24 protein-coding genes and 1 pseudogene are annotated in these 26,841 nt (G+C 70.7%); 15 read left to right on the top strand and 10 right to left on the bottom strand.

Going from position 1 to position 26,841, the window contains the following annotated elements; translation table 11 throughout:
- Positions 1-23 precede the first annotated feature (23 nt).
- The 3 genes from C463_RS10155 to mtnP all read left to right on the top strand — a co-directional run bounded on the left by C463_RS10155 (position 24) and on the right by mtnP (position 2,175).
- Complete coding sequence (locus C463_RS10155; protein WP_008443387.1) at positions 24-212, top strand: hypothetical protein; 189 nt, start codon at positions 24-26, stop codon at positions 210-212.
- Complete coding sequence (locus C463_RS10150) at positions 209-1,207, top strand: YeiH family protein (protein ID WP_008443380.1); 999 nt, start codon at positions 209-211, stop codon at positions 1,205-1,207. Before C463_RS10155 ends, C463_RS10150 begins: the two co-directional genes overlap by 4 nt.
- Before the next feature lie 101 nt (positions 1,208-1,308).
- A complete protein-coding gene (mtnP, locus tag C463_RS10145; protein WP_008443379.1) occupies positions 1,309-2,175 on the top strand; it encodes an S-methyl-5'-thioadenosine phosphorylase in 867 nt (288 codons plus the stop codon).
- A gap of 434 nt (positions 2,176-2,609) precedes the next feature.
- Here mtnP and C463_RS10140 read toward each other — a convergent pair whose 3' ends face one another.
- The 3 genes from C463_RS10140 to C463_RS10130 are packed head-to-tail and all read right to left on the bottom strand — an operon-like array spanning position 2,610 to position 7,641.
- The gene (locus C463_RS10140; protein ID WP_008443378.1) at positions 2,610-3,593 is read right to left on the bottom strand and encodes a segregation and condensation protein A; all 984 of its coding nucleotides are present in this window, start codon (positions 3,591-3,593) and stop codon (positions 2,610-2,612) included.
- Entirely contained in the window at positions 3,586-7,167 is a 3,582-nt protein-coding gene (gene smc, locus C463_RS10135) for a chromosome segregation protein SMC (RefSeq protein WP_008443377.1), read from the bottom strand. The genes C463_RS10140 and smc overlap by 8 nt, the downstream gene beginning before the upstream one ends.
- Before the next feature lie 18 nt (positions 7,168-7,185).
- Complete coding sequence (locus C463_RS10130; protein WP_008443375.1) at positions 7,186-7,641, bottom strand: DUF7518 family protein; 456 nt, start codon at positions 7,639-7,641, stop codon at positions 7,186-7,188.
- Between the two features lie 161 nt (positions 7,642-7,802).
- Between C463_RS10130 and C463_RS10125 the strand changes: the two genes are divergently transcribed.
- The 4 genes from C463_RS10125 to C463_RS10110 all read left to right on the top strand — a co-directional run bounded on the left by C463_RS10125 (position 7,803) and on the right by C463_RS10110 (position 11,264).
- The gene (locus C463_RS10125; protein WP_008443374.1) at positions 7,803-8,399 is read left to right on the top strand and encodes a double zinc ribbon domain-containing protein; all 597 of its coding nucleotides are present in this window, start codon (positions 7,803-7,805) and stop codon (positions 8,397-8,399) included.
- A gap of 216 nt (positions 8,400-8,615) precedes the next feature.
- The gene (locus tag C463_RS10120) at positions 8,616-8,795 is read left to right on the top strand and encodes a ribbon-helix-helix domain-containing protein (RefSeq protein ID WP_004595187.1); all 180 of its coding nucleotides are present in this window, start codon (positions 8,616-8,618) and stop codon (positions 8,793-8,795) included.
- A 4-nt stretch (positions 8,796-8,799) separates the two neighbouring features.
- On the top strand, positions 8,800-10,035 hold the full coding sequence (gene ftsZ / locus C463_RS10115; protein ID WP_008443373.1) for a cell division protein FtsZ: 1,236 nt from the start codon (positions 8,800-8,802) through the stop codon (positions 10,033-10,035).
- 203 nt (positions 10,036-10,238) lie between these two features.
- Entirely contained in the window at positions 10,239-11,264 is a 1,026-nt protein-coding gene (locus C463_RS10110; RefSeq protein ID WP_008443371.1) for a zinc-dependent alcohol dehydrogenase, read from the top strand.
- 13 nt (positions 11,265-11,277) lie between these two features.
- Here the strand turns inward: C463_RS10110 and C463_RS10105 are convergent, their stop codons facing one another.
- The 3 genes from C463_RS10105 to C463_RS10095 form a co-directional block, all read right to left on the bottom strand.
- The gene (locus C463_RS10105; RefSeq protein WP_008443370.1) at positions 11,278-12,039 is read right to left on the bottom strand and encodes a CDP-alcohol phosphatidyltransferase family protein; all 762 of its coding nucleotides are present in this window, start codon (positions 12,037-12,039) and stop codon (positions 11,278-11,280) included.
- A 2-nt stretch (positions 12,040-12,041) separates the two neighbouring features.
- Positions 12,042-12,428 (bottom strand): DUF7475 family protein, encoded by a 387-nt coding sequence (locus C463_RS10100; protein WP_008443369.1) that lies wholly within the window; start codon positions 12,426-12,428, stop codon positions 12,042-12,044.
- A 75-nt stretch (positions 12,429-12,503) separates the two neighbouring features.
- Positions 12,504-14,483 (bottom strand): aldo/keto reductase, encoded by a 1,980-nt coding sequence (locus tag C463_RS10095; protein WP_008443363.1) that lies wholly within the window; start codon positions 14,481-14,483, stop codon positions 12,504-12,506.
- Positions 14,484-14,608: 125 nt separating this feature from the next.
- Here C463_RS10095 and C463_RS20155 point away from each other — a divergent pair.
- The 4 genes and pseudogenes from C463_RS20155 (at position 14,609) to C463_RS10075 (ending at position 18,017) form a co-directional block, all read left to right on the top strand.
- Positions 14,609-15,484, top strand: a pseudogene (locus C463_RS20155) (hypothetical protein).
- A gap of 102 nt (positions 15,485-15,586) precedes the next feature.
- A complete protein-coding gene (locus C463_RS10085) occupies positions 15,587-15,964 on the top strand; it encodes a 6-pyruvoyl trahydropterin synthase family protein (protein WP_008443361.1) in 378 nt (125 codons plus the stop codon).
- A complete protein-coding gene (locus tag C463_RS10080) occupies positions 15,961-17,070 on the top strand; it encodes a glycosyltransferase family 4 protein (protein WP_008443358.1) in 1,110 nt (369 codons plus the stop codon). The genes C463_RS10085 and C463_RS10080 overlap by 4 nt, the downstream gene beginning before the upstream one ends.
- Positions 17,067-18,017, top strand: a complete 951-nt coding sequence (locus C463_RS10075; RefSeq protein WP_008443356.1) for a hypothetical protein — start codon at positions 17,067-17,069, stop codon at positions 18,015-18,017. Before C463_RS10080 ends, C463_RS10075 begins: the two co-directional genes overlap by 4 nt.
- A 46-nt stretch (positions 18,018-18,063) precedes the next feature.
- Here C463_RS10075 and ncsA read toward each other — a convergent pair whose 3' ends face one another.
- On the bottom strand, positions 18,064-19,074 hold the full coding sequence (ncsA, locus tag C463_RS10070; RefSeq protein WP_008443353.1) for a tRNA 2-thiolation protein NcsA: 1,011 nt from the start codon (positions 19,072-19,074) through the stop codon (positions 18,064-18,066).
- A gap of 482 nt (positions 19,075-19,556) precedes the next feature.
- The gene (locus C463_RS10065; RefSeq protein ID WP_049905799.1) at positions 19,557-20,912 is read right to left on the bottom strand and encodes a putative ATP-dependent zinc protease; all 1,356 of its coding nucleotides are present in this window, start codon (positions 20,910-20,912) and stop codon (positions 19,557-19,559) included.
- A gap of 110 nt (positions 20,913-21,022) precedes the next feature.
- Here C463_RS10065 and C463_RS10060 point away from each other — a divergent pair, with 110 nt between their 5' ends.
- Positions 21,023-22,066, top strand: a complete 1,044-nt coding sequence (locus C463_RS10060) for a succinylglutamate desuccinylase/aspartoacylase family protein (protein ID WP_008443346.1) — start codon at positions 21,023-21,025, stop codon at positions 22,064-22,066.
- A gap of 44 nt (positions 22,067-22,110) precedes the next feature.
- Here the strand turns inward: C463_RS10060 and C463_RS10055 are convergent, their stop codons facing one another.
- On the bottom strand, positions 22,111-22,662 hold the full coding sequence (locus tag C463_RS10055) for a hypothetical protein (RefSeq protein ID WP_008443345.1): 552 nt from the start codon (positions 22,660-22,662) through the stop codon (positions 22,111-22,113).
- Positions 22,663-22,877: 215 nt separating this feature from the next.
- Between C463_RS10055 and C463_RS10050 the strand changes: the two genes are divergently transcribed.
- On the top strand, positions 22,878-23,486 hold the full coding sequence (locus tag C463_RS10050; protein ID WP_008443344.1) for a class I SAM-dependent methyltransferase: 609 nt from the start codon (positions 22,878-22,880) through the stop codon (positions 23,484-23,486).
- 55 nt (positions 23,487-23,541) lie between these two features.
- Here the strand turns inward: C463_RS10050 and C463_RS10045 are convergent, their stop codons facing one another.
- Entirely contained in the window at positions 23,542-24,873 is a 1,332-nt protein-coding gene (locus tag C463_RS10045) for an MFS transporter (protein ID WP_008443343.1), read from the bottom strand.
- A gap of 271 nt (positions 24,874-25,144) precedes the next feature.
- Between C463_RS10045 and C463_RS10040 the strand changes: the two genes are divergently transcribed.
- Both C463_RS10040 and C463_RS10035 read left to right on the top strand, forming a co-directional pair.
- The gene (locus tag C463_RS10040; RefSeq protein ID WP_008443339.1) at positions 25,145-25,642 is read left to right on the top strand and encodes a universal stress protein; all 498 of its coding nucleotides are present in this window, start codon (positions 25,145-25,147) and stop codon (positions 25,640-25,642) included.
- A 93-nt stretch (positions 25,643-25,735) separates the two neighbouring features.
- On the top strand, positions 25,736-26,812 hold the full coding sequence (locus C463_RS10035; RefSeq protein WP_008443336.1) for an NAD(P)/FAD-dependent oxidoreductase: 1,077 nt from the start codon (positions 25,736-25,738) through the stop codon (positions 26,810-26,812).
- Positions 26,813-26,841 lie beyond the last annotated feature (29 nt).

The following is a 26,841-nucleotide window of genomic DNA, read 5'->3' as shown; positions in this document are numbered from 1 at the left end:
TGCGAGCGCGGCGAGCGACGCGTATGGTATCGGACGCCGCCGACGGGACGGACGGGCGGTCGGACGCCGCCGACGAGGCCGGCGCACGCCCGGACGCCGCCGCACCGACCCCCTCGCTCGTCGACCGCTGGACCGCGCTCGACCGCGGCTGGCAGGCGCTCGCGCTGGGGCTCGGGATCGTCGCCGCGCACCTCATCGGACAGGCGCTGTGACCGGGATCGCCGAGGCGGTCCGGGCGCACCTCCCCGGCCTCGCGCTGCTCGCGGGGGGCGCGATCGCGGCGACGCTCATCGCGGGCGCCGTCCCCGGCCTCCAGCCGCTCGTCGTCGCCGTCGTGATCGGCGTCGGTGTCGGAAATACCGTTGGTGTCCCCGAGATCGCGGAGCCGGGCGTCGGCGTCGACAAGCTGTTCCTGGAGACCGGGATCGTGCTGCTCGGCGCGGCGGTCGCGGTCGAGGAGTTCCTCACGGCGGGGCCGACCGTCCTCGGCCTCGTGGTGGCGGTGGTCGCCGGCGGGCTCCTGTTGGGAGAGGTCGTCGCGCGCGGCCTGTTCCGGATCGGCTCACCCACCTCCTCGCTGTTGGCCGCGGGCGCGAGCATCTGCGGCGTCTCCGCGGTCGTCGCGATCGGGAGGGTACTCGACGCGCGCGGGGCGGACATCACCTTCGCGGCCGCGACGATCCTGCTGTTCGACGCGGTGACGCTCGTCGCGTTCCCGCTGGCGGGCGAGTGGCTCGGGCTCACGAGCCGACAGTTCGGCGTCTGGGCGGGCGTGAGCATGTTCTCGACCGGCCCCGTCGCCGCCGCGGGGTTCGCCTACTCGCCCGAGGCGGGCCAGTGGGCGACCGTGACGAAGCTCGCGCGCAACTCCCTTCTGGGCGGCGTCGCGGTCGCGTACTCGGTTGCGTACACGGCGCGGTCGGCCGCCGATCCCGACGTCCGGCGGCTGTGGGCGGAGTTCCCGAAGTTCCTGCTCGGCTTCCTCCTCGTCGCGGCGGTCGCCAACAGCGGGCTGCTCTCGCCGGCCGCGCTGGCGTCGATCGGGCGCGTGTCGGACGCGCTGTTCGCGCTGGCGTTCGTCGGCCTCGGGCTCTCGATCCGGATCGAGGATATGCGCGCGGTCGGCGCCGCGCCGGTCGGCGCGGTGTTGGTCCACCTCCTCGTCGTGAGCGCGACCGCGCTCGCGGCGGTGCGCTGGCTGCTGTGAGGTGGGTCGCGCACCGGGCAGCCGACCGCGCCGCCGGGAAGTCGACCGCGCACCGCGATCTGGTTCACTCCTTATAAGTAGCGAGCGGGCGCACTCCGGGTATGGGAACCATCGGATTCATCGGCGGCAGCGGCATCTACGAGGCGCTCCCCCTCAACGACGTGCGCGAGGTCGAGTTCGACACGCCGTACGGCGAGCCGAGCGACGCCGTGACGATCGGCGAGTTCGGCGGCACGGGCCGAGAGGTGGCGTTCCTCCCGCGCCACGGCGCGGACCACGGCGTCTCGCCGACCGACCTGCCGTACCGCGCCAACATGTACGCGCTGAAGAAGGCGGGCGTCACGCACGTCTTCGCGTCGAACGCGGTCGGAAGTCTGAAAGAGGAACTGGAGCCCGGCACGCTCGTCGTCCCCGACCAGATCTACGACCGGACGAAGGGCCGCGACCTCTCCTTTTACGGCGACGGCGTCGTCGTCCACCAGCCGTTCGCGGACCCGTACAGCCCGGAGCTCGTCGACCACCTCACCGAGGCCGCGGAGTCCGCCGCGCCCGGCGACACGAAGGTCGTGAAGGGCGGCACCTACGTCTGCATCGAGGGGCCGCAGTACTCGACGCGCGCGGAGTCGGAGTTCTACAAGAGCCAAGGCTGGGATCTCGTCGGCATGACCGCGATCCCCGAGGCGAAGCTGGCCCGGGAGGCCGAGATCGCGTACGCGACGATCGCCGGCGTCACCGACTACGACGTCTGGAAGGCGGACAGCGAAGTGACGCTCGAAGAGGTGCTCGAGAACGCCGAGAAGAACCAGACGGCGATCAAGGCCGCCGTCGAGGAGGCCGTCCGGACGCTCCCCGAGGACCTGGAGTGTGACGCGCACACGTCGCTCGAAGGCACCGTCAACACGCCGACGGAGGCGATCCCCGAGGAGACGAAGGAGCGCGTCGAGCCGCTGCTGGGCGACTACCTCTAAATAGACACGCCGTGCGGTGGCGCGTGCCGACGAGCGCCCGAAGGGCGCGAGTCGCACGCGCGAGGGAGTCGCGAACGAAGTGAGCGACGAGGCTGGGGAGGCGTGAGGCTGCGGTTGCGGTGCTGTTCGGGTGGACTCAAAGGGGCAGCCGCGAGGCGGGCACAGGCGACGCAAGCACCGCAAGGAGTGAGCGAAGCGAACGACTGAGGAGCGCAGCGAGCGTGCGCCCTCCTCGCGGCTGGGGCTTTGGAGGTGTTCTTCGCGGACGCAACAACGTACAGCCGAGCGGCCGGGGCTTTGGAGGTGTTCTTCGCGGACGCAACAACGTACAGCCGAGCGGCCGGGGCTTTGGAGGTGTTCGCTGCCGATTGGCGGGCAGTTATTCATTACAGAACGGCGATATCCTCGGAACCGAGTACCACATCAAAAACGTACTAGTCCGCGATCGCTTCCGACTCGCCGGTCATCGCGGTCGGGTCCTTCACCCAGAGGTCGCCGAACAGGTCGTCCTGCTGGAGTCGGACCGAGCCGCGGTGGGCCATGAACAGCAGCGCGAGGTACGTCATGAACGGGCGGCCGCCGGCGCTCTCGATCTCGGCGAACAGCACCTCTGTGCGCCCGCGGTCGAAGTGGGTCCGGAGCGCGTTGTCGATCTCCACGATCACCTCCTCGATGTCCTCGTCGTGGGTGCGGTCGGTCGCCTCGCCCGCGGTCGGCTCGCCGTCTTGCCGGAACTCGTCGCCGGCGTGGTAGTCGAGCGTCTGCGTGCCGCGAGCGTGGCCGTGCGGCGACTCCGAGGTGTCGTACTCCCGGGAGTCCTTCCACCACGAGCCGCGCTCGGCCTCGCGCAGCTCGCGGACCAGCTCGTCGAGCGTCTCCGGCGAGCCGCGGGTGTTCTTCCGGTCGAGCCGGCGGTCGATCTCTGCTTCCAGCTTGCCGACCGGGTCGAAGTCGTCGGCGGCGGGGTCTGGCGCGCCGCCCTCCATCGCGACCTCCCACGGCTCCGGCTCGGGCTCCTCGTCCTCGTCGTCGTCCGCGAGCATGCCGTCGCTTTTCATCCGCAGGAGGACGCTGGCGTAGAACAGCGCCCGCCCGGTCGTCCGGAGGTCCGTCTCGTCGAGCTTCTCCAAGAACGCGTCCGTCACCTGAACGATGTCGATGTCCCACGGCTCGATCTCGCCCTCCTCGGCGAGCTGAACGAGGAGCTCGACGGGCTCGACCTCGTCGTCGTCGGTCTCGTCCGGCGGCGACACGTCGGGCACGTCCGAGTCGGGCTCGTCGCCTGCGCCGCGCTCGACGGTCTCGCCCCCCTCGCTTCCGGACGCGTCGTCGGCGAACGGGTCCGCACCGTCGCGCTCGCTCGTCAGGTCGAGGTCCGGAACGCCGCCGTCGGCGGCCCCGTCGCCGTCCTCAGTCATCCGCGCTCACCTCCTCGTCGGCGTCGTCGCCGAACTGCATCCCGGTCACCGCCGAGAGGTTATCGCCCTGCATCGTGACGCCGATGGCGCGGTCGGAGCGCTCCAGCAGCGCCGAGCGGTGGCCGACGACGACGAACTGCGCCTCCTCCGCCAGCTCCTCGATCATCTCGCCGACGCGCTCGGCGTTGACCGCGTCGAGGAACGCGTCGATCTCGTCGAGCGCGTAGAACGGCGCGGGGTTGTGCCGCTGGACGGCGAAGATGAACGAGAGCGCGGTGAGCGACTTCTCACCGCCGCTCATCGCGTCGAGGCGCTGGACCGGCTTGTCCGCGGGCTGCGCCTTCATCGTTAATCCCTCCTCGAATGGGTCCTCAGGGTTCTCCAGAACCAGCTCCCCCGACCCGGCCGAGAGCCGCGCGAAGATGTCCTCGAAGTGGTCGTTGATCGAGTCGAACGTCTCCATGAACGTCTCCTTCTTCGCCGCTTCGTACCCCTCGATGCGCTCCTCGATGGCGTCGCGCTCCTCGACGAGCACGTCGCGACGCTCCTGTAGCTCGTCGAGCGCCGCCTGGACCTCCTCGTACTCGTCGATCGCCAGCATGTTCACCGGCTCCAACGCCTCCATCTCGGCCTCCAGCTCCTCGATCCGCGACTCCACCTCGTCGAGGTCGGGGATCTGGTCGGCGTCGTACTCGCCCACCTGCGACTCCAGTTCGTCGATCTCCCACTCCAGCCGGTCGCGGCGGTCGGTGAGGTCCGAGAGGTCCGACTCCGCCTCGGCGACGAGCGACCGCTGCTCGTCGCGCGCCTGCGTCGCCTCGCGGATCTCCTCGCGGAGTTCCTCGCGTTCCGCCTTCAGCTCCGTGAGCTCCTCCTCCAAGTCGGCGATCGCCGCCTTCTTCTCCGCCAGCTCCGCCTCCTTCTCCTCGATCGCGGCCTCGTGGTCGGCGATCGCCTCCTCCGCCTCCGCCTTCGCGTTCTGTGCCGCCTCGACGTCGTCGTGGAGGTCGTCGAGCGCGTCCTCGGCGTACCCCTTCTCCAGCTCCAGCTCGTTGATCCGACTGTCGAACGAACTCATCCGGTCTTCGAGGTCGTCGATCTCCGCGCGGATCTCGTCGGCGCGCTCGGAGAGCTCCGGGATCTTCGAGTCGGCGAGCTCGGCCTCGATATCGTCGATCTCGGCGGCGAGGTCGTCGATCTCCGCGTCGGTCTCGGCCAGCCGCTCGTCGAGCGCCGTCATCTCCGCGTCGACGGACTCCCGTTCCGCCTCCAGATCGTCGAGCTCGGCTTCCAGCTCCGCGATCCGGTCTTCCGCCTCGGCGAGGTCGTCCTCGGCGCGCTCGACGTCCGCCTCCAGCGACCGGACGCGCTCGGCCGCGTCGGCCTTGCGGTCGCGGGCGTCCTCGATGTCGTCGTCGAGGGCGTCGATCTCCGACTGGGCGGACTGCCGTTCGTCTTCGAGGTCGGATATCTCGGTCGCGAGCCGTTCGATCTTTCCGCCGCCGGACTTCGTGAACGAGTAGCGGGAGCCACCGCCGGAGCCGCCGGTCATCGCGCCCGACTTCTCGACGAGGTCGCCGTCGAGGGTGACCATCCGGTAGTCGCCCATCAGCTCGCGAGCGGTCGACATGTCCTCGACGACGAGCGTCGAGCCGAGCACGTACGAGAAGATAGAGTCGTACTCGGCGTCGTAGTCGACGAGGTTCCGCGCGAAGTCGACGACGCCCGGCAGCGAGGGTTTCCGCGGCAGGCTCCGGTCGTCCATCTTCGTGATGGGGAGGAACGTCGCCCGGCCCGCGTTGCGCTGCTTCAGGTAGTCGATACACGTCGAGCCGACGCCGTCGTCGTCGACGACGACGTTCGCGAGGCGGCCGCCCGCCGCGGTCTCGCAGGCCTCGGCGTACTGGGCCTCGACCGATCCCAGCTCGCCGACCGCGCCGTGGACGCCGTCGATGCCGCCGTTCTTCACCTCGGTGACCGCGCGGGGCCACGAGGCGTCGCCGCGCTCGTCGGCGGCGGCCTCCAGCTTGGCGTACTCGTTCTGCTTCTCGCGGAGGGTGGCCTCGATCTCCTCGAGCCGCTCTTCCTTCTCCGCCTTCTCGGCGAACAGGTCGGCGACCGCGTCCTCGATGGTCGCCTGGTTCTTCTCGGCCTTGTCGAGCTCGCTTTTCAGCTCGGAGATGCGCGCCTTGTGTTCCGGCAGCGACTCGCGGGCCGCCTCCAGCTCCTCGCGCGCCTCGCTCACCGCGTTCGAGCGGCGGCGGGCCTCGTCGAGCAGCCGGTCCTTCTCGCGTTGGGTCTCGTTCTTCTCCTCGCGGAGCGCCTCGATCGCCGCCTTCTTCTCCGCGAGATCGCTTTTCAGCTCGTCGAACTCCGTGTCCGCGCCCTCGATCTCGGCCTCGACGTCGGCCAGCTCCGAGCGCTTCGTCGCCAGCTCCGACTTCACCGACGCCTTCTCAACCTTCGCTTCGCGGATCTCCCCATCTATTTCCTCTACCTTCTCCTCTTTCCGATCTATCTGGACGAACGCCTCTCGGCGGTCGGTCTCGGCCGACTCGGCGCGCGACTCCGCCGACTCGATCTTGTCCTCCAGCCGCGAGGCCTCGCCTTTGACCTCCTCGATCTCCGAGCGGATCCGGATCTGCTCGTCCTCGCCTTTGGTCTCGATCTCGTGGTTGAGGTCCGCGAGGTCCTCCTCCAAGCGGGTGAGCTTCCCCTGTCTGGCGTCGAGCTCCTCGCGGAGCTCGTCGAGGTCCGCCTCCGACTCGTCGATGTCGCCCTCGACGTCTGCGAGCGCGTCGCGCTTCTCCTCCAGCTCCGAGGCCTTCCGGAACCCGCGGTACTCCTCCAGCTCGTCGCGGAACTCCTGGTACTGGAGCGCGGTCTCGCGCTCGTCGGCGAGCTGGTCGAGTCGGTCCTGCTTCTCGCCGATCCGGAGGTCCGCCTCGCCGATGCGGTCTTCGACCGTGTCGAGCTCCTCGTAGGCCGCCTCCTTCTTCTCGTCGAACTCCGCGACGCCCGCGATCTCGTCGATGATCCCCCGCCGCTGGTAGGGAGTCATGTTGATGATCTCGGTGACGTCGCCCTGCATCACCACGTTGTATCCTTCCGGGGTGACGCCCGCCGCCGCGAGCAGGTCCTGGACGTCCGAGAGGTTCACCGAGCGCCCGTTGAGGTAGTAGTACGAGTAGTAGTTGTCCTCGGTCTCCTTCACGCGCCGTTTGATCGTTATCTCGGAGACGTCGCCGACGTTCTCCGTGCCGGCCGCGGAGACGACCTGCGACCGGTCGAGCGTCCCGTCCTCGTTCGAGAGCACGACCGTGACGGAGGCTTCGTTCGGCCCATCGGCGGCCTCGCCGTCGTCGTGGCCGGGGTTGTAGATGAGGTCGGTGAGCTTCTGGGCGCGGATCCCGCGGGTCCGGGCGAGGCCGAGCGCGAACAGCACGCCGTCGATAATGTTCGACTTCCCGGAGCCGTTCGGGCCGGTGACGACGGTGAAGTCCTCGTAGAAGGGTATCCTCGTCGTTCGCCCGAAGCTCTTGAACCCGTCCAGAACGACTTCAGTGATGTGCATGGGGTCGGGGGCGACCGCTTACGCGACGATGATGTCGTCGCCCTCGCTCGACTCGCCGTCGTCGTCCTCGGCGGCCTCCGCGTCGGGCGTCGTCGCCGACTGCTGGGGGACGATGACGTCCTCTCCCTCGCCCGCGTCGTCCGCGGTCGTCGCCGCCTCATCGGCGCCGTCGGACGACTCCTCAGCGGGTTCGAAGACGTCGACGTGGTCGTCAGAGTGGGTCGTCCGCTCGCCGCCGGACGCCTCCTCGGCGTCGGCGCTCGCGGATTCGTCGCTCGCTGACTCGCCGGCCGCGGCGTCTCCAGCCTCGGAACCGGCCGGCGCCTCGGCGACCGCCTCCTCGACCGCGACCGACCGCTCGTCTTCCAGCTGTCGGACGCGCTCTTTCATCTCGACGAGCTCTTCTGTGAGCCCGTTGACCGCCGCCTGTAGCTCCGCGACCTGCCGTTCGAGGTCCTCGACGCGGTTACTCATTTATACACACGCATGCTCGCGCGACGCGTATAAATCTGCGTCAGACACACGTGTGACCAAATCGCATGATTCGGGCGGCGTTCGGCTGAACGTTTCGCCGCCGTGAAACGTGTCAGACAGCAGGAGAAGATACTTATACCGACCGGAGATACTGCTTCGGTATGAGCAAGATCCCCTTCCGGGCGGACGACGACCTCGTCGACCGGCTGGAAGCGTGTGACGCCTCCAAAAGCGAGGTGATGCGGGAGGCGCTCCGGACGCACCTCGGCGGAGAGGGAGACGCGTCCGACGCGTCCGACGCGTCACCCGGGAGCGTCGACGACGCCCTCGCGGACCGCGTCGACGATCTGATCGCGGAGCGGCTCGACGCGGCGCTCGACGAGCGGCTCGGTCCGGCGGGCGGCGCTGCGACGCGAGCGTATACGCCCGGAAACGCCGGCGATATCAACGTAAACGTCACGCTCGACGCCCCGAACGCCGGATCCGACGAGCGGGACGACGAGGTGCGTGTGACGACCGACGAGACGGAACCGAACGCGCGTAAGACGGAGGCGAGTCCGGGCGCGCAAACGCGTGAAAACGCCTGCGGCGGATGTGGCGAAATCGTCCCTTCTGACCACGTATACTGCCCGAATTGTGGAGAGAAACAGTCGCACAGAGCGTTCTGCGAGTGCGGCGACGAGCTCCGGACCGACTGGGCGTTCTGCCCCGGATGCGGACGCCGGACCCCGGCAGCGGACGTTTTGAAAGACCAATAACCGGCTGTAGCAGTCCGTATACGTCGATATTCGGCCGTCTTCACGTTCTGTCTTACACCCACCGATAGTTTTATAATAGTTCGCTCGGTGATTTCATCTGCGTAAGACGGTCGTCTTACAGCGGTCGTCCGGTGTGGGGCGTCTCCCCGCAGTCGGGCGGTTTCGCGCTGTAAGACACACGCGTTGCGTGTTCGTCGTCTTACCGGGGGAATACCAATGGAGCGTGTGACACTACGAATCCCGAAACAGCAGATAGACGAGGTCGAACAGATGGTGGAGACGGGCGAATTCCCGAACCGGAGCGAGGCGATCCGGTCGGCCGTCCGCGACATGTTGAACGAACAGGACGGCGAGCGCGACGAGCGCGGCCGCAACCGCAACTGGGCGAAGGTGTAAACTGATGCAAGATCTCGTTCAGGACGCCCTCGACAACGCGGAAGCGGAGCAGCGCGACATGGATGACGTCGACATGGGAGACGACGAGTTCGGGGACCCCCGGATCGTCATCGTCGGCGCCGGCGGGGCCGGGAACAACACGGTCAACCGCCTGTACAACATCGGCGTCGACGGCGCCGACACCGTCGCCATCAACACGGACAAACAGCACCTCAAGATGATCGAGGCCGACACCAAGATCCTCGTGGGCAAGTCGCTCACGCAGGGGCTCGGCGCCGGCGGCGACCCCAAGATGGGCGAGCGCGCCACCGAGATGGCCCAGGGCACGATCAAAGAGGTACTCGGCGACGCCGACCTCGTCTTCGTCACCGCCGGGATGGGCGGCGGCACGGGCACCGGCGCGGCGCCGGTCGTCTCGAAGATCGCCAAAGAGCAGGGTGCCATCGTCGTCGGGATGGTCTCGACGCCGTTCAACGTCGAGCGCGCCCGCACGGTGAAAGCCGAGGAGGGCCTCGAAGACCTCCGCAACGAAGCCGACTCGATCATCGTCCTCGACAACAACCGGCTCTTGGACTACGTGCCGAACCTGCCGATCGGGAAGGCGTTCTCCGTGATGGACCAGATCATCGCGGAGACGGTGAAGGGGATCTCGGAGACGATCACCCAGCCGAGCCTCATCAACCTCGACTACGCGGACATGTCGACGATCATGAATCAGGGCGGCGTCGCGGTCATGCTCGTCGGCGAGACGCAGGACAAGAACAAGACCCAAGAGGTGGTCAACGACGCGATGAACCACCCGCTGCTCGACGTCGACTACCGCGGCGCCTCGGGCGGGCTCGTCCACATCACGGGCGGTCCGGACCTCACGCTGAAGGAGGCCGAGGGGATCGCGAACAACATCACCGAGCGGCTGGAGGCGAGCGCCAACGTGATCTGGGGCGCTCGCATCCAGGAGGAGTACAAGGGGAAGGTGCGCGTCATGGCGATCATGACGGGCGTCCAGAGCGCGCAGGTGCTCGGCCCCTCCACCCAGAAGCAGGCCGACAAGTCGCGCGCCGCGGTCGACGGCGACGACCTCGGCGACTCGCGCCAGCGAGCGGCCGAGGCGACCGAGGCCGCGGGCGCCGCGGGCGAGAGAGGCGAGCCGGCGGTCTCCGGCGGCACCGACCGCGGCTGGGAGTCCGACGGCGGCAGCGAGCCGATCGAGAAGAACAACGGCCTCGACGTCATCCGCTGAGCGCCTCGCGACCGCTGGGGTTCGTTTTCTGTTCCGTCGATACCGTTTTTCGATTCCGTCGATACTGCTTCCGACTCGCACACGGCGCGAGGACTTAACATCACACGGTCCCTGTGGAGTCACGTGTCACGTCACCAGCCGAGCCGGGGGGCGCGGCGTCGCTCCGGCGCCGCCCGCGGACGGACCAAGTTCGCGACGACACGATGACCGACGCGGCGCTCTACTTCACGGGGCCGGAGACCGTCGAGGTGCGAGAGACGTCAGTCGGCCCGCCGGAGGCCGACGAGCTGCTCGTCGACACCCGCGCGTCGGCCATAAGCGCCGGGACGGAACTACTCGTGTACCGCGACCAGACGCCCGGTGACCTCCCGGCCGACGAGACGCTCGACGCGCTCGACGGCGACCTCTCGTACCCCCTTCAGTACGGATACGCCGCGAGCGGAGTCGTCCGTGCGGTCGGCGCGGACGTCGACCCGGACTGGGTCGGCCGGTCGGTGTTCTCGTTCGTCCCCCACCAGACGAGCTTCCGAACGACCCCCGACGCGGTGGTCGCGCTCGCGCCGGAGACGACGCCGGCCGTCGGATCGCTCCTCCCCTCGGTCGAGACGGCGACGAATATCGTCCTCGACGCCGCCCCGCGGCTCGGAGAGCGGGTCGTGGTGTTCGGCGCCGGCGTGATCGGGCTCTGCGTCACCCGACTGCTGGCCGGGTTCCCGCTGGAATCGCTCGTCGTAGTCGACCCCGTCGAGCGCCGTCGGACCCTCGCGGCGGCGTTCGGCGCCGACCGGACGACGACGCCCGGGACGCTCGACGACGCCGCCGACGCCGGCGTCGGCAGTTCGGACGCCGCCCTCGGCGACGCCGACCTCGCTGTCGAACTCTCCGGGCAGCCGAGCGCGCTCGACGACGCCATCGGCGTCGTGGGCTACGACGCGCGGATCGTCGTCGGGTCGTGGTACGGCACCAAACGCGAGCCGATCGGGCTCGGTGGGCGGTTCCACCGAGACCGGATCGATATCGTCTCCAGTCAGGTGTCGACGATCAGCCCCGAGCTCCGCGGGCGCTGGGATCGCGAGCGACGCATGGACGCGGCGCTCGAACGGCTCGACCGGGTCCCCGCGGACGAGCTGATCACCCACCGGATCCCCTTCGAGCGTGCGGCGGAGGCGTACGAGCTGCTCGACTCGGAGTCCGAGGAGGCGGTTCAGGTAATCTTAGAGTATTCGTGAGCGTCCGCCGCCGTCATCGGCGGGGGAGGCGCCCGCTGACGGTGAGGTAGTCGCGCGTAAACACCGCGAGCGACGGGAGGAGGACGGCGGGCGCGACGGTCCACACGAGTCCCGTCGGGACCGGCGGGACGAGCGCGACCGTCACGAAGACCATCTGGACGCCCGCGAGATACTTCCCGAGGTCGCTGTCGGGGAGGTCGGAGACCGGGAGCCCGCGGACGCGGCGCAGCCACACGGCCCCGCGGAAGACGTACCGCGCGGCGGAGATGGCGAGGTACCAGACCGGCAGCAGTCCCCACAGCACCGCCACCAACGGCGCGGCGACGAACCCGAAGGTGTCGAACGCCATGTCGAGCCGGCGGCCGACCTCGGTCTCCCGGCTCACCGTCCGGGCGAGGATGCCGTCGAGCCTGTCGAGGACGACGCCGGTCCCGTAACACAGCGCCGGCACCCACGCGAGCGTCGTCCCCGCTGGGACGACCGTGAACCCGGCGACGACGGCGTACAGCGCTCCACGAGCGAGCGTGACCGCGTTCGCCAGCCCGAACAGCCGCCGCCAGAACCGCCCGGCCAGCCGCTCCGGATCGATCCGGTAGCCGACGTACCAGAGCTGTCCGGCCCAGCAGCCGCCCGCGACGACGGCGGGAGAGAGCCCCCACCGACCCGTCGCGACCGTCGGAAACAGCCGAAACAGGAGCGCGGCGAGCGCGACCGCGGCGACGAGCGGGAGCCCGATGCCGACCCCGACGCGGAGGGAGCGCTGCCGAGTCGACACGGCTATCGGCGGAGCAGGGCGACCAGGACGGCGATCAACGCGACCTGTGCGACCTTGTCGACGGCGCCGAGCGTCCCGACGTCGGCCGGGAACGACTTCGCGCCCCCGGCGAAGTTGACGACGTACCACAGGAGGATCTGGACGAGCGTGAACGCGATCCCGACGGCGTACACCGTGCGACGCCGGTAGTCGATCGCGAGGAGGACGACGCCCCCGACGAACCCGAGCCCCGCGAGGACGAAGCTGATCCCCATCGGAGAGGGAAACAGCCTGACGCCGAGGAGGAGGTGAACGGCGGCGGAGACGAGGGCGGCGACGATACCTACCCAGTGGAGACCGTTCAGCGATCCGAGGTCGACCGCCGACTGTCGCGCTTCGGTCGTTGCCATATCACACACACGGACTTCTCTCACATAGGAATACCGCCCGGACCGCGGGCGTCCGATCGGGTCGCGGGCGGCGACTCAGCGCTCGAAGTCGGGGTCGCGCAGGCCGTCGATCCGCGCGACCTCGTCGTCCGTCAACCGCTCGCCCCCGGCCGCAAGGTTCGAGACGACGTGCGACTCGGCGGTGCTCGACGGGATCGGGACGGCCCCCTGCGAGGCGTTCCACGCGATCACGGTCTGGGCCGGCGAGAGCTCCCGATCCGTCCCGATCCCGTTCAGGACGGGCTCGTCGAGGAGGCCGGGCGCCGACAGCGGCGAGTGCGCGACCACCCGGATCCCGCGCTCGCGACAGAACTCGACGAGGTCGGTCCGGGGGCGGTAGGGGTGTCGCTCCACCTGTACGAGCGCCGGGTCGACGTCGCCGGTCTCCAGCACCGTCTCCAACTGGGACCGCGAGACGTTACAGACCCCGAGCGTCCGCGCCCACCCCCTCTCGTGAACGGCCTCCAGGTTCTCCCACGCGGTCGCGAGCGACACGTCGTCGGTCGCGGGCTCGCCGTCCGCGTCCTCGGGGAAGGTGAGCGCCTCCTGCCGCTCGACCGGCTTCTCGGCGAGGCGGCGAAGCTCGCCCCGGTGTTCGAGCGCCGAGGGCCAGTGGAGCGCGTAGCAGTCGAACGCGTCGATCCCGAGCTCCTCGCGGCTGCCCGCGCAGGCGGCGAGCAGGTGTCCGCGGCGATGATTGGTTCGCCACGCCTTCCCGAGGAGGAACACGCGCTCGCGGTCGGGCGCGCCGGGCGCGGCGAGCAGCTCCCCGATCCGGTGTTCGTTGCCGTACAGCTCGGCGGAGTCGAGGAGGCGGTAGCCGGCGTCGAGCGCGGTCGCGATCGAGTCGGCGCGCTCGACGTACTCCCCGTCGCGGTAGCGCGAACAGCCGAAGCCGACGGCGGGGAGTCGGAGCGCGCTTTGGCCGGACTCTGTTTCCCTTCCAGTCTGCTTCTCTGGCCGGACGACCGGCGCCGGCGGCGGGTCGGCGGTCGCGCCGCAGTCGTCGACCGCGACCGACCCCTCGCCCTCGGCGGCCGCCTCGATGGCGTTACAGACGGCGACGACGTGGGCGCCCCGCCGTCCCCCCGCCCGCGACGGCGACCCGGCCTCGACGGACTCGGTGAGGCGCTCCACGGCGTCGACGTACTCGTACGGCTCCCCGGGCGCGTCCGACGGCGCGCTCACGTACTCCCGGCCGACGCGGCCGAACCGAACGCGGTCGCGGTCGTCGTCCATCGCGCCGGTCCCCTTCAGGTACAGCGAGCCGTCGTCGCCGTGGAGCTCCAGCCCGTAGAACTCCCGGCTCCGGTGGGGCGCGTAGAAGCTGGCCGTGAGCCTGACCGTCGGCCCGGACGCGAACGACAGCGTCGCCTCGACGTGGCTCGGCGTCGACGGCCGCCGGTCTTCCCGGGCGGGCCAGACGTCGAGGGCGTCGGCGACGCGGATGCGCTCGACCGGCCCGAACCACGCCACCAGCAGCGCGAGCGGATACACCGCCCCGTCGTACAGCGGCCCGATTTCGAGGAATGAGTCGGGCCGGTCGTGCCAGTCGGTGACGCGGCCGACGTGGGCGTGGGCGTACCCCAACCCCACCGACCCGAGCCGCCCGTCGGCGAGGAGGCGGCCCGCGCGGCGCTGCGAGGGCGCCCGCGGCGTCCCGGGCGCACAGTCGAGGCCGAGCCCGCGGTCGCTGGCGAGCGCCACCAGCGCCCGCGCCTCGTCGGCGTCGAGCGCCAGCGGCTTCTGCGAGTAGACGTGGCGGTCCGCTTCGAGCGCGGTCCGCGTCACCGCCGCGTGGGCCGCGTGGCTCGTCAGGTTCACCACGACCGGCGCGTCGACGCGCTCCAGCGCGGTCTCCAAGTCGGTGAACGACGGGCAGTCGTGAGACGCGGCCAGCGACGCGGCGCGGTCCGCGTCGAGGTCGACGACGCCGGCGAGCGACAGCGAACTCTCCGGCAGGCCGGCGGCGTACTCCGGCGCGATCGCTCCCGCGCCGACGAACAGGCAGTTCACGGTCGTACCGAGGCGGCGAGACGTATAGGTGTCCCGACGGCGTCGGGGCGCGTGGCCGACGGGACTGCTCCCGCCGGAGCGGTTTAGTCGCCCCGCGCCAACTGACGGTCGTGACGGAGCCGGGAATGAGCCGCCTCGGGACCGCCTACCTGCGCGGGCTACAGGCGATCGGTCGGCGGCTCGACTACGTGACGAACGCCTTCGACCGCGAGTGGGACGTCCTCGTCGTCCTCGACGCCTGTCGGGCCGACCTGCTGCGCTCGGTCGCGCCCGACTTCGAGTTCCTCGGCGAGGTCGAGTCGGTCCGGTCGGTCGGGAGCTCCTCCTCGGAGTGGCTGGAGAACACCTTCCTCGGTCACCCCGAGACGGGGCGGACCGCGATGGTGACCGGCAACACCTGGACCGACCGCTACCTCGACGCCGACGGGTTCGCCGCGCTCGACGAGGTGTGGAAGTACGCGTGGGACGACGAGGCGGGGACCGTGCCGGCCGCGGCCGTGACCGATCGGGCGATCGCGCTCGCCCGCGAGCGCGACCCCGACCGGCTCGTCGCCCACTACATGTAGCCGCACCACCCGTTCGTTCCGGATCCACTCGACGGCGACGACGGGCTGGCCCGGACCGGGAGCCACAGCAACGCGGGGAACCCGTGGGTGCTGCTCCGGCGCGGCGAGGTGTCGGTCGAGCGCGTCCGGACGGCGTACGAGGCGAACCTCCGGTACGTCCTCGACGAGGTCGAGTCCCTCGCGGCGAGCGTCGACGGGCGGATCGCGGTCACCGCCGACCACGGCAACTGCTTCGGCGAGTGGGGGTTGTACGGCCACCCGATGCACACGCCCGTCTCCGCGCTCCTCGCGGTCCCGTGGGCGACGGTCGACGGCGCGGACGAGGGCACGCGCGAGCCGACCCTGACGCCGCCGGAGCCGCTGCCGGTGTCGCGGGTACACGGCGACGAGGGCGAGACGGACAAAGAGCGGCTGCGCGCGCTCGGCTATCTGTGAACGATCGTCGCCGCCGCTCGCGTCCGGGTATACCACTCCGACGCGTCGAACGTCCTTCCGCCGCCCTCCGGATTTAGGTTGCTCGCGTCCGTGGATCGGTTTATGTACGCGACGACGGTGCTGACGGATTTCGTGGCCCAACATTACCTCACGGTCGTCGACGAGGGGCCGGAGAGCGTCCCGCACTCCCATCACTTCGAGGTGGAACTGACCTTCCGCGGCCCCGAGCTGAACGAGCACGACTACCTCGTCGACATCGACGACGCCGAGGCGGCGCTCGGCGACCTCGCGGACCGCTACCGCGACGAACTGCTCAACGACCTCCCCGAGTTCGAGGGGTACAACCCCAGCGTCGAGCGCTTCGCCCGCGTCGTCTTCGAGCGCGTGACCGACGCGGTGACCGACGACGCCGTGAGCGAGCTGGCCGTGACGGTCTGGGAGGACGACGCGGCCGCCGCGACCTACGACGCGCCGCTATGAACGTCGGGTTCGCGCTGTACGGGAGCCTCGACGAGCAGTCCGGGGGATTCCGCTACGACCGGAAGCTCGTCGCGGGGCTCCGCGCGGCCGGCGACACGGTCGAGGTCGTCGAACTCCCGTGGCGGGCGTACCCGCGCGGGCTGCTGGACAACGCGCTCCCGGGGGTCCGCGACCGCCTCCGCGTCGACGTCGACGTGCTGCTCCAAGACGAGCTCGCGCACCCCTCGCTCCTCCGCGCCAACCGCGACCTGCCGTACCCGGTGGTGAGCGTCGTCCATCACCTGCGCGCGAGCGAGCCCCGTCGGCTCTCGCCGCTGTACCGCGCCGTCGAACGCCGCTACCTCGCGACCGTCGACGGCGTCGTCTGTAACAGCGCGGCGACCCGCGACGCCGTCGCCGCCCTCGGCGTCGATCCCGCGGCGACCGTCGTCGCGCCGCCCGCCGGCGACCGGTTCGATCCCGCGATCAACGACGACGCGATCGAGGCGCGGGCCGCGTCTCTCGGGGGTCCCGACCCCGGTCCGCTCCGGGTCGCATTCGTCGGCAACGTCGAGCCGCGGAAGGGGCTCGACACGCTCGTCGCGGGGGTCGACCGCGCCGACACCGCCGTCGACCTCACGGTGGTCGGCCGGGTAGTCGACGAGGGGCACGTCGCGGACGTGCGGCGAATAGTCCGGGAACGCGGGCTCGACGACCACGTGCGCTTCGCCGGCCGGCTGTCGGACGCCGAACTGGCCGACGCGCTCCGGGGGAGCCACGTCCTCGCCGTCCCCTCCCGGTACGAGGGGTTCGGGATCGTCTATCTGGAGGGGATGAGCTTCGGCCTCCCGGCGATCGCCTCGCGGGCGGGCGGCGCGGGTGAGACGGTCGCCGACGGCGAGACGGGCGTCCTCGTCGACCCGGACGACCCGGCAGCCGTCGCCCGCGCGCTCGACGAGTTCGCGGGCGACCCCGACCGGCTCGCCGCGATGGGCCGCGCCGCGAGGCGGCGGTACGAGCGCCACCCGGACTGGGCGGAGTCGACGGCCCGCGTGAGGCGCCTGCTCGCCGAGATCGTCGACGACCCCGAAGCCGTCGACGCCCCAGACCCGGAGGTGGCGACGTGACGGACTCCTTCCGGCGTTACCTCCGAGCGAAGCGCACCGTCGACGACCGGGCGCTCGACCGACGCCTCGTCGGGACGCTCCGCGAGCGGCTGGCGGAGCGAGCCGCCGCGACGGAGGGGCCGCTCCGCGTCTTGGAGGTCGGCGCCGGCGTCGGGACGATGGTCGCCCGGCTGATCGACTGGGGGGTCCTCCCGCCGGGCGAGACGCGCTACGTCGCCGTCGACCGCGACGCCGAGACGCTCGCCGGAGCCGAGCCGTTCCTCCGGGAGTGGGCTGCGGGCCGGTCCGACGCCGCCGTCTCCGGCTCGGCTGACGCTGCCGGCGGGCTCGTCTTCGAGGCGGGCGAGCGCGCCGTGACCGTCGAGCCCGTCGCCGCCGACGCGGCCGCGTACGCCGCGGAACACCCGGGCGAGGCCGACGCGCTGATCGGGATGGCGCTGCTGGACGTACTCGGGTTCGACCGGCTCGACCCGCTGCTCGGCGCGCTGGCGCCCGGCGGGACCTACTACTTCCCGATCACCTTCGACGGCGGGACCCGGTTCCGCCCGGCGCATCCCGATGACCGGGCGATCGAGCGGCTGTACCACCGGCACATGGACGAGAAGCCGGGCGGGGACAGCCGCGCCGGCGGCGCCGCGCTCGCGCGCCTTCGCGAGGCGGACGGCTCGACGCTCCTCGGGGTCGCCGGCTCCGACTGGATCGTGCGTCCCGCCGACGGGGAGGGGGGCTATCCGGGCGACGAGGCGGTCTTCCTCAGACACATTCTGGACACCGTCGAGACGGCGGTCGGCGAGGTGATCGCCGCCGAGGGGGGTGAGACGAACGGCGTCTCGGCCGCCGACCTCGACGCGTGGCTCGAAACTCGCCGCGGACAGGTGAAATCCGGCGCGCTCGTCTACCTCACCCACCAACTCGACCTCGTCGGCCGCGTCGACGGCGACGTTTGAGCGGCGCTCCGATCACGTCGACCGCAGCAGGTGAACGGCGCTCCGGTCAGGTCGCCGCCTCGATCGAGTCGAGCAGCCGGCACTTCCGACAGACGTCGCGGCTCGTCTTCGAGCCGCAGCGCTCGCACTCGCGGAGGGCGGAACTCTCGCTGTCGCCGCCGGCGTCGTCCCCGTCGGCATCGTCTCCGTCGCCCCCGCGGTAGGCGTCGGCCGCGAGCGCGGACAGCTCCTCGTAGCCGGCCATGATCGAGTGGCGCGCGCCGGGGTGGTTCTCTTCGAGTTCGTGGATCGTCGACTGGATCTCGCCGCGGTACGCCTCCTCGGCGTGGGGGCACTCGGCCATGTGCGTCGGGAGGTCGCGGACGTGGCAGTACAGGGCGATTTCCTTTTCGGGTACGTCGCGGAGCGGCTTGGCGCGCGGGACGAACGCGTCGGTGGCCTCGCGCTCGTCGAAGGGGCCGAGCGAGGCGTCGAAGTGTTTCGCCACCTGCCGCACGTCGCCTTCGAGGAAGTTCATCATCGCCGTCTGCGCCTCGTCGTCGAGGTTGTGGCCGGTGAGCAGCTTGTCGGCGTCGAACTCGGCGGCGTACTTCTCGAGGAGGTCGCGGCGGAACACGCCGCAGTACGCGCAGGCGGCCATGTTCTCGGGGTCGTCCTCGACGACGTCGTCCATGCGCACGTCGAACTCCTCCTCGTAGGAGACGAGCTCGTGCCGCAGGGAGAGCTCGTCGGCCAACTCGACGCAGGCGTCGACGCTGGCGTCGCGGTACCCCTCGATCCCCTCGTGGATCGTCAGCGCGAGCATCTCCACGCGGGGGTCCTTCCCGAACACGTCGTCGAGGATCCGCGTCAGGGCGACGCTGTCTTTCCCCCCGGAGAGCCCGATCACCCACCGGTCGGGGTCGTCTGGCGTCGCGTCCGGATCGAGGAGGCCGTCCTCGCGGACCCGACGCTTCACCCGCTTCTCGACCGACTGCCGGAGGTGTTCGCCACAGAGGTGCGCCCCGGAGTAGGCGGCGTGGTGGATCGCGTCGGCTCCGCACTTGTCGCACTCCATCAGTGGCGGGTTGCGGTCGCGCGGGCATACGGGTTTCGGGCCGACTACGTGAGAGGAGTCGTGAGATGTGTTGAAATCGGTTCCGACGGGAGCGGTACCGAAAGCCAACTGACTGGCCGATCACTGAGCGAGGGCAGATTGGCCGAAACCACCGCCGAAGCCCCAGTCGCGACGGCTCTCGCGGCTTGCTGCGTTCCTCGCTCGGTCGCTTGCGCTCCCTCGCTGCGGTACTTGCGTCGCCGTGCTTCGCCCTCGCGACTGCCCCTTCGAGTCCCACCCCGCACCGCACAGCCCCGCACCTCACGCCTCCCCAGCCTCGCGGTTCGCGCTCTTCGAGCGCTCACCGCGTCCAGCGAGAGTCGAAGATTCTCTGGCAGCCGGCGCTACGCGCCGGCGACCTCGCGCGTGCTGCTCGGCCGCGAGGCGGCCTCGCCGGCACGCGCCACCGCAACTGATTCTCTATCGTCGGCCGATCGCTGCGTCTACTCCTCTTCTTCGAGGATCTCGCCCGCTTCGTCGCGCTCCGCCTCGTCGGTGTCGGCGCGCCGGCGAACGTCGACCCGGTAGTCGGTGAGGATGTCGCGGCCGAGCAGCAGCGGGTACTCCATGTGCCCGCGGTCCTCGACGCTCGCGGTGACGGTGTGCTGGTTCCCGCCGATACCGATGACGAGGTCGACGACCGGCCGGGCCTTCCCGCCCTTCACGCTGCCCGACTTGACGCGCGTCATGCTCTTGATCGGGCCGGCGCCGATCTCGGCGGCCAACTGGGTGTCGATGCTCGTCCGCGTCGCGCCCGTGTCCGACTTCGCGAGCGCCTGCGTGGAGCCGGAGGTGCCGGTGACGACGACCTCCTCGATGTAGCCGATGTCGGGCTGCTCGGTCGAACTCGGCTTCGGCGCCGGCGCGCAGGAGGGCCGCGAGTCGTCGAGGGTCGCGGCGACGCGCTCGACCGCCTCGTCGTCGACCTCGCCGCCGACCCTCTCGATCGCCAGCTTCGCGATGTGCGGGGCGGGGCTCGTGCCGGTCGCCTCGAACAGGCCCTTGAACCCGGCCGTGGGGTTGACTTCGAGGACGTACCAGCCGTCGTACCCCTCGACGAGGTCGACGCCGGCGTAGTCGAGGTCCATGACTTCGGCCGCGTAGAGGGCCGTGTCGGCGGCCTCCTGCGGCATGTCGTCGGTGGCGTCCTCGACGGCGCCGCCCAGCGCGACGTTGGTGCGCCAGTCGCCCTCGGGCGCGTAGCGGTACATCGACCCGACGATCTCGTCGCCCACGATGTACACCCGCAGGTCGCGGTGCTTCTCGTCGTCGCGGTCGATCAGCTGCTGGAGGAACGCCTGCCGGTTCCCGACCTTCGGGTTCACGCGCTCGGTGAGGTCCACCTTCCACGTCCCGCCGCCGTGGGTGCCGATGGCGGTCTTGTACACGCCCACGTCGCCGAACCGCTCGCGGCCCTCGTTGAGTCGGTCGTTCGACAGCGCCAGCAGCGCGTCCGGCACGCGGATGTTCCAGTCCGCGAGCGTCGCCGCCGTGGCGAACTTGTGGATCGACGCCAGCACCGCGTTCGGCTCGTTCAACATCGGCCGGATCCGCTCGAACGTCGTCGCCAGTCCCAGCAGCTCCGCGGGCTGGTCGGTGTTCGAGAGGAGGAGGCGGTTCGCGATCACGTCGACCGCGGGCTCGACGGAGACGTCCCCGTCCTCGACGCTGACCGCCGCGTTCTCCTCTCGGAGCCACACGGGCTCGTGGCCGAGGTCCTCGACCGCGTTGCAGATCGCTTTCGTCTCCTTGCTGTTGTGCAGCGACAGCACTCCCACCCGAACGGAGTCCGAACTCATACCTCACCCTGCGTGGGCCGACCTAAAAGACGCGCCGATCGGTTCGGCGGATCGGGTGGCCGGGCGCTCGGGTCGCCATATATATAGCCGACGCCGTGTTCCGCTCCGCCATGAGCGACGACCGGGCGTTCACGTACAACGGCGGGGCGGTTCCGCCCGGCGACACGCAGAACATCCGCTACGGGATCAGCGAGACGTACCTCGGCGACCCCGTGCGGATCCCGGTGACCATCGTCAACGGCGAGCGCGACGGGCCGACCGCCTTCCTCACCGCCGCGGCACACGGCGACGAACTCAACGGGATCGAGGTCGTCCGCGAGGTCGCCCACGAGTGGGACCTTTCTGAACTCGCGGGCACCCTCGTCTGTCTCCCTGTCCTCAACGTGCCCGGCTTCATCGCCCAGCAGCGCTACCTCCCCGTCTACGACCGCGACCTGAACCGGTCGTTCCCCGGCAAGTCCGGTTCCACGAGCTCGAAGCGGATGGCCCACCAGATCTACGAGAACTTCATCGCTCCGTGCGACTTCGGGCTCGACTTCCACACCTCCACCCGCGGCCGGACGAACATGCTCCACGTCCGCGCGGACATGACCGACGAGGCGGTCCACCGGCTCGCGCTGGCGTTCGGTTCCAAGGTCGTCATCGACAGCGACGGCCCGAGCGGCACCCTCCGCGGCGAGGCGACCGACGCCGGCATCCCCACGATCACCATCGAGATGGGCGAGGCCCACCGGTTCCAGCGCCCGCTGATCGACGACGCGCTCGCCGGCGTCCGCTCCGTCTTCGCGGAGTACGGCCTCCTGGAGGCCGACACGGTGCGCTGGCCCGGCTGGCGCACCATCGTCGCCGGCGCGGGCGAGAAGACGTGGCTGCGCGCCGACTCCGGCGGCATCGTCGACACCCACTTCGAGAGCGGCTCGCTCGTCCGCGAGGGCGACCAAATCGCGACGATCACCAACCCGTTCAAGGAGGACGCGGTCGCGGTCGAGGCCCCGTTCACCGGGCTCCTGATCGGCCTGCTGGAGAACCCGGTGGTCTACCCCGGCAACCCCCTGTGTCACCTCGTCGAGATCGGCGAGCCGACCCGCCGCGCGATCGAGGCGGGCGACGCGCCCGAGCCGGTGGGGCAGCCGACGCCGGCGGCCGAGGACTGAGGTCGCCGGCGCGGCGATCCGCCGCTGCGCCGACCGCCGGGTCGTCACTCTTCCCCGAGCCGCCCTCGCAGCGCGACCGCGGCGCCGGCGACGACCGCGAGGAACCCGACGAGGAACGCGACCGGCTGGAGAAAGACGCGCTGCGCGACCACCGCGCCCGGTTCGCGCTCGACGGTCCGGGTCCAGAACTCGTACCGCTCGCCGGCGCGCTCGACGATCAGCAGCCCGTCCCCGAGCGTCGGCTCCGCGGGGTACGCCAGCGACTCGACCCGCTCGTCCGGGTCCTCGACGCCGAACCCGCCCTCGGGCGCGTCGCGAGCCCGGTCGAACGCCGCGCGGGCGTCGGGCGAGAGGTCGTCGTACGCGACGACCGCGTCCGACGCGTTCGATCCGTTCGACCCGTTTTGCCCACTTGGACCGTTCTCCACGCCTGTCACGGGCGATTCGATACCGGCGACAGACCCCTCCCCCACCGGCTGGACGGTGTGCGTGTAGGCGGGGTCCGGCTCGTCGACGGAGACGGGGAGGAACAGGGGGTTCGCCATCAGGAGGAGGCCGAGCGCGACGAGCCCGGCGGCCGCGAGCGGGGTGCGCATACCTCGCGTTCGCCGGGCCGGGTGTTGAGCCTTTCCGACCCGACGCGGAGTTATAAATAGTCGCTGACGGTTCGGCGACGAACGGTTCCGAAGTCCCGGTCGCTCGCTTCTACATCGCTGCTGGCGGACCGTCGCCGCTCGCGAGCGCTCGCGAACCGCGCTCTCGACGCGAGCGGCGACGGTCTCTTGCCTCCGGCGCCCCGCGTTCCGGCACCGTGACGACCGTCCTCTCGGACCGCGACCGACGCAAACGCGACGACCGCCCGGACGAGACGTTCTACGACGAGCCGCGGTTCGTCACCCACGCCGCCGACGCGTTCCTCGACCGGCTGACGGCGCTGTACGCGTCCGTGACCGAGCCCGGCGACCGCGTCCTCGACGCGATGAGCAGCTGGGTCTCGCACCTGCCCGACACCGACTACGAGCGCGTCGTCGGCCACGGGCTCAACGAGGCCGAACTGGCCGCGAACGACCGTCTCGACGAGTTCGTCGTGAGCGACCTCAACGCGGATCAGTCGCTCCCGTTTTCTGACGATTCCTTCGACGTCGTCTGCTGTGCGCTGTCGGTCCAGTACCTCCAGTACCCCGGGCCCACGTTCGCGGAGTTCGCCCGCGTCCTCGCGCCCGGCGGGACGGTCGTGGTGAGCTTCTCGAACCGGATGTTCCCGACGAAGGCCGTCCGCGCGTGGCGGGCCGCCTCGATGGACGAGCGCGCCGACCTCGTCGAGCGCTACCTCGCGGCCGGCGGCTTCGACGTCGCGGAGCGGATCGCCGAGCGGCCGGGCGAAGATCCGTTCTACGCGCTGGTGGGGACGCTTCGGTGAACCGCCGGCGATCGCCGGAGACCCGATCCGGGGCGTTCGTCGGGGTCGGCGACCGTCAGTCCGCGGTCGACGGCTCTGCCGATTCCAGCCCCGATCCGCTCGGCGGCCGGAGGACGAACACCGCCAGCCCCGCGGCCACCGCCAGCGCGCCGCCGAGGGCGAACGTCGGCGTCCACCCGAGGGTCGCGACGAGGTACCCCGCGACGGTGCCGGAGAAGACGCCGCCGCCGACCTTCGCGGTGTACAGGACCGCGTAGTTGCCCGAGGAGTTGGCCGCGCCGTAGTAGTCGGCCAGCATCGACGGGAAGAACACGTACAGCGGCGAGGAGAAGAACATCGCGCCGAGGACGGACGCGACGAAGACCGCCCCGTTGCCCGCCTCGCCGGCGGCCACGAGCCCGACCCGGAACAGCCCGGCGAGGAGGAACGAGCCGGCCATCACGCGCTTGCGGTCGAACCGGTCGGTCGCCTCGCCGAGGATCAGCCGCGAGACCCCCGCGGCGATCGGGAGGAGCGTCGCAGACAGCGTCGCGATCAGCGCCGCGAGCCCGAAGTTCTCCGCGAACCGGACCACGTTGGCGATGACGAGGAGGTCCGCGCTCGCCATCGCGATGAACATCGCGTACAGCAGCCAGAACTGCCACGTCGAGAGCATCTCGCGCGTCGAGTAGTTCCGTCCGCGGATCGAGGCGGCGAGCCCCTCGTCGTCGCCGTCGTCGTCGTCGCCCGCGCGGTCCAGCCAGTCCGTCGGCGGGTCCCGGAGGAGGAACGATCCGACGAGCGTCACGACGAGGATGCCGATCCCGATGTTGCGGAGCACCCCGCTGTACGCCGCCGCGGAGTCGTTCGCCCGCACGTACGGGACCACCAGGGCGCTCCCGGCCGCGAACGCCATCGTCCCGACGCCGGTCGTCAGCCCCGTGCGGTCGGGGAACCACTTGACCGCGGTGTTCACCGCGACGGTGTAGACGATGCCGACGCCGACCGCCCCGAGCGAGTACAGCAGGTACAGCTGCCAGAGGCTCGTCGCGTACGCGAGCCCGATGTACCCCCCGCCCGCGAGCAGCGCCGCGAGGAAGGTGAGCGCGCCCGGGCCGCGGCTGTCGCGCCACTTGCCGGCGGGGAACTGCGAGAGCGACTGGAACACGACGTAAAAGGAGAACACCGCCCCCAGGGCGGGCAGCGCGATGTCGAGGCTCTCCGAGAGCGCCGGCGAGATGGACGACCAGACGTACTGGTACGGGCTCACCGCGGCCATCATCCCGGCCGCGGCGGCGATCTGCCACCAGCGCGAGAAGCCGAGGGTGTCGGCCGCGCGCGCGGCGTAGTCCATTCCCCCGCTCGACTCGTCGCCCGCGGCGCCGCCGTCCGCCCCGTCGTCAGCCATCGTCCCCGTCCGTCGATCGCGTGGTGGTGGTCGGTGTCATGTCGTGTCTCTCGGGCCGCGACGCCGGGACCGCCGGTCGCGTTCGTACCGGGACTGTCTGGACTGACCGATTAAAACGCGTCGTTGGAGGCGAGCCCCCGCCGACCGGCCGGCGGCGCGCCCGCGGATAAATTATGATAATTGTCTATCCTGTCGAAAATTGTTAAGAGGAGTCCGCTCGAAGTGGTATTCGTACTTCGCGGGCGTCCAAGTGGCGGCCCGCATCAATCCCATGTCTACCGACGTCAACGCCGCCGACCCCTCGACCGCGCCCCGTGACGCCGACCGCACCGCGTCGCCTCCCGAGACGGGGCGCTTCGAGCGCGTGCTCGCGGTCACGACCGGCGGGGCCGGCGACGACGCGGCGGTGTCGACCGCCGTGGACCTCGCGGCCGCCCACGGGGCGGCGGTCGACGCGCTCTACGTCGTCGACACCACCGAGCACTGGGACCTGCTCGTCGAGCGGCGCGAGCGCGACGGCGAACGGATCGTGGAGGCCGCCGAGGCCGCCGGCGCGGCGGCCGGCGTCCCCGTCGAGAAGTGGTTCCGCTACGGCACGCCTCACCGGGAGGCGATCGACTTCGCCGCCGCCCACGACGCCGACCTCGTCGTGGTCGGCTCCGCCGGCCGCACCGGGCTGGACCGCCTGATCCACCCCGAGCCGGTCCCGACCCGCGTCCGGCGCGGCGTCGACGTCCCGGTCGTGATCGTCGGTCCGGACGACGACTGATCGGGGCCCTCTCTCCGGGTCGCCGTCCCGGATAGGATCTCCTCTCTCCCGCCGCACGCGACCCGTTAAGTGGTCCCGGCCCCTACGATCGCTGTGACAGACGTAGGCATCGTCGGCGCGGGCGCGGGGGCGGCCGCGGCGGCGTTCGTCATCGACGGGACCGTGCCCGACGCGGACGTGACCGTGTTAGAGAAGTCGGGCGGGCTCTGCGGGCGCGCGGCGACCCGCCGCCACGACGATCTCACGTACGACTACGGGGCGAACTACCTGAAGAGCGACGACGACCGCGTCGTCGAACTGATCACCGAGACGCTCGACGACGAGGGGCTCGTCGAGGTGACGGGGCCGGTGTACACCTTCGACGCCGACGGGACGGTGTCCCCGGGCCGCGACGCCGACGAGCACAAGTGGAGCTACCGCCGGGGGCTCACCCAGATCGCGAAGCGCCTCTTCGGTCGCACCGACGCGACCGTCCACCGGCGCACCCGCGTCGAGACGGTTCGGCGCGTCGACGGCGCGGGCGACACCGACGGTGGGGCGAATGACGGTGACGCCCGGTGGGAGCTCGACGACGCGGACGGCGAGGCCCACGGCCCGTTCGATGTCCTCCTCTTGAATCCGCCGGCCCCCCAGACCGCGGAACTGCTCCGGACGGCCGAGTGGGACGACCCGCTCCGCGAGACGCTCGTCGAGGCGGTCGGCGACGTCGCGTACGGTAGCGTCTGGACCGCGGTGTTGCGATACCCGTTCGCGCTCGATGTCCCCTACTACGCGCTCGTCAACACCGACAAGGAACACCCGGTCGGCTGGATCTCGCGCGAGGAGTGTAAGGCCGGGCACGTCCCCGACGGCGAGACGCTGCTCGTCGTCCAAGCGAGCGGTGCGTGGTCGACCGAGCACTACGACGACGACCCCGCGGAGAACGTCGCCGCGCTCGCCAACCACGCCGCCGACATCGTCGGCGACGACCGGCTGGCGGACCCTGCGTGGACGGACCACCAGGGGTGGCGCTACGCGCTCCCCGACGCGGGCGTCGACCGCGGCCCCGTCGACTCGGCGCGCGACGCGGGGCTGTACCTGCTCGGCGACTGGGTCGCGGGCGAGGGGCGACTCCACGCGGCCCTCGCGAACGGGCTTGACGTCGGCGAGCGCGTCGCGTACGGACTGTAGGAAATCGGGAGACGACGCCGCGGTCGACC

This window comes from Halorubrum californiense DSM 19288, from assembly GCF_000336875.1.
Taxonomy (GTDB): Archaea; Halobacteriota; Halobacteria; order Halobacteriales; family Haloferacaceae; genus Halorubrum; species Halorubrum californiense.
Note: the sequence above shows the minus strand (reverse complement) of the source record. Positions and strands in the feature narration are given on the sequence as shown.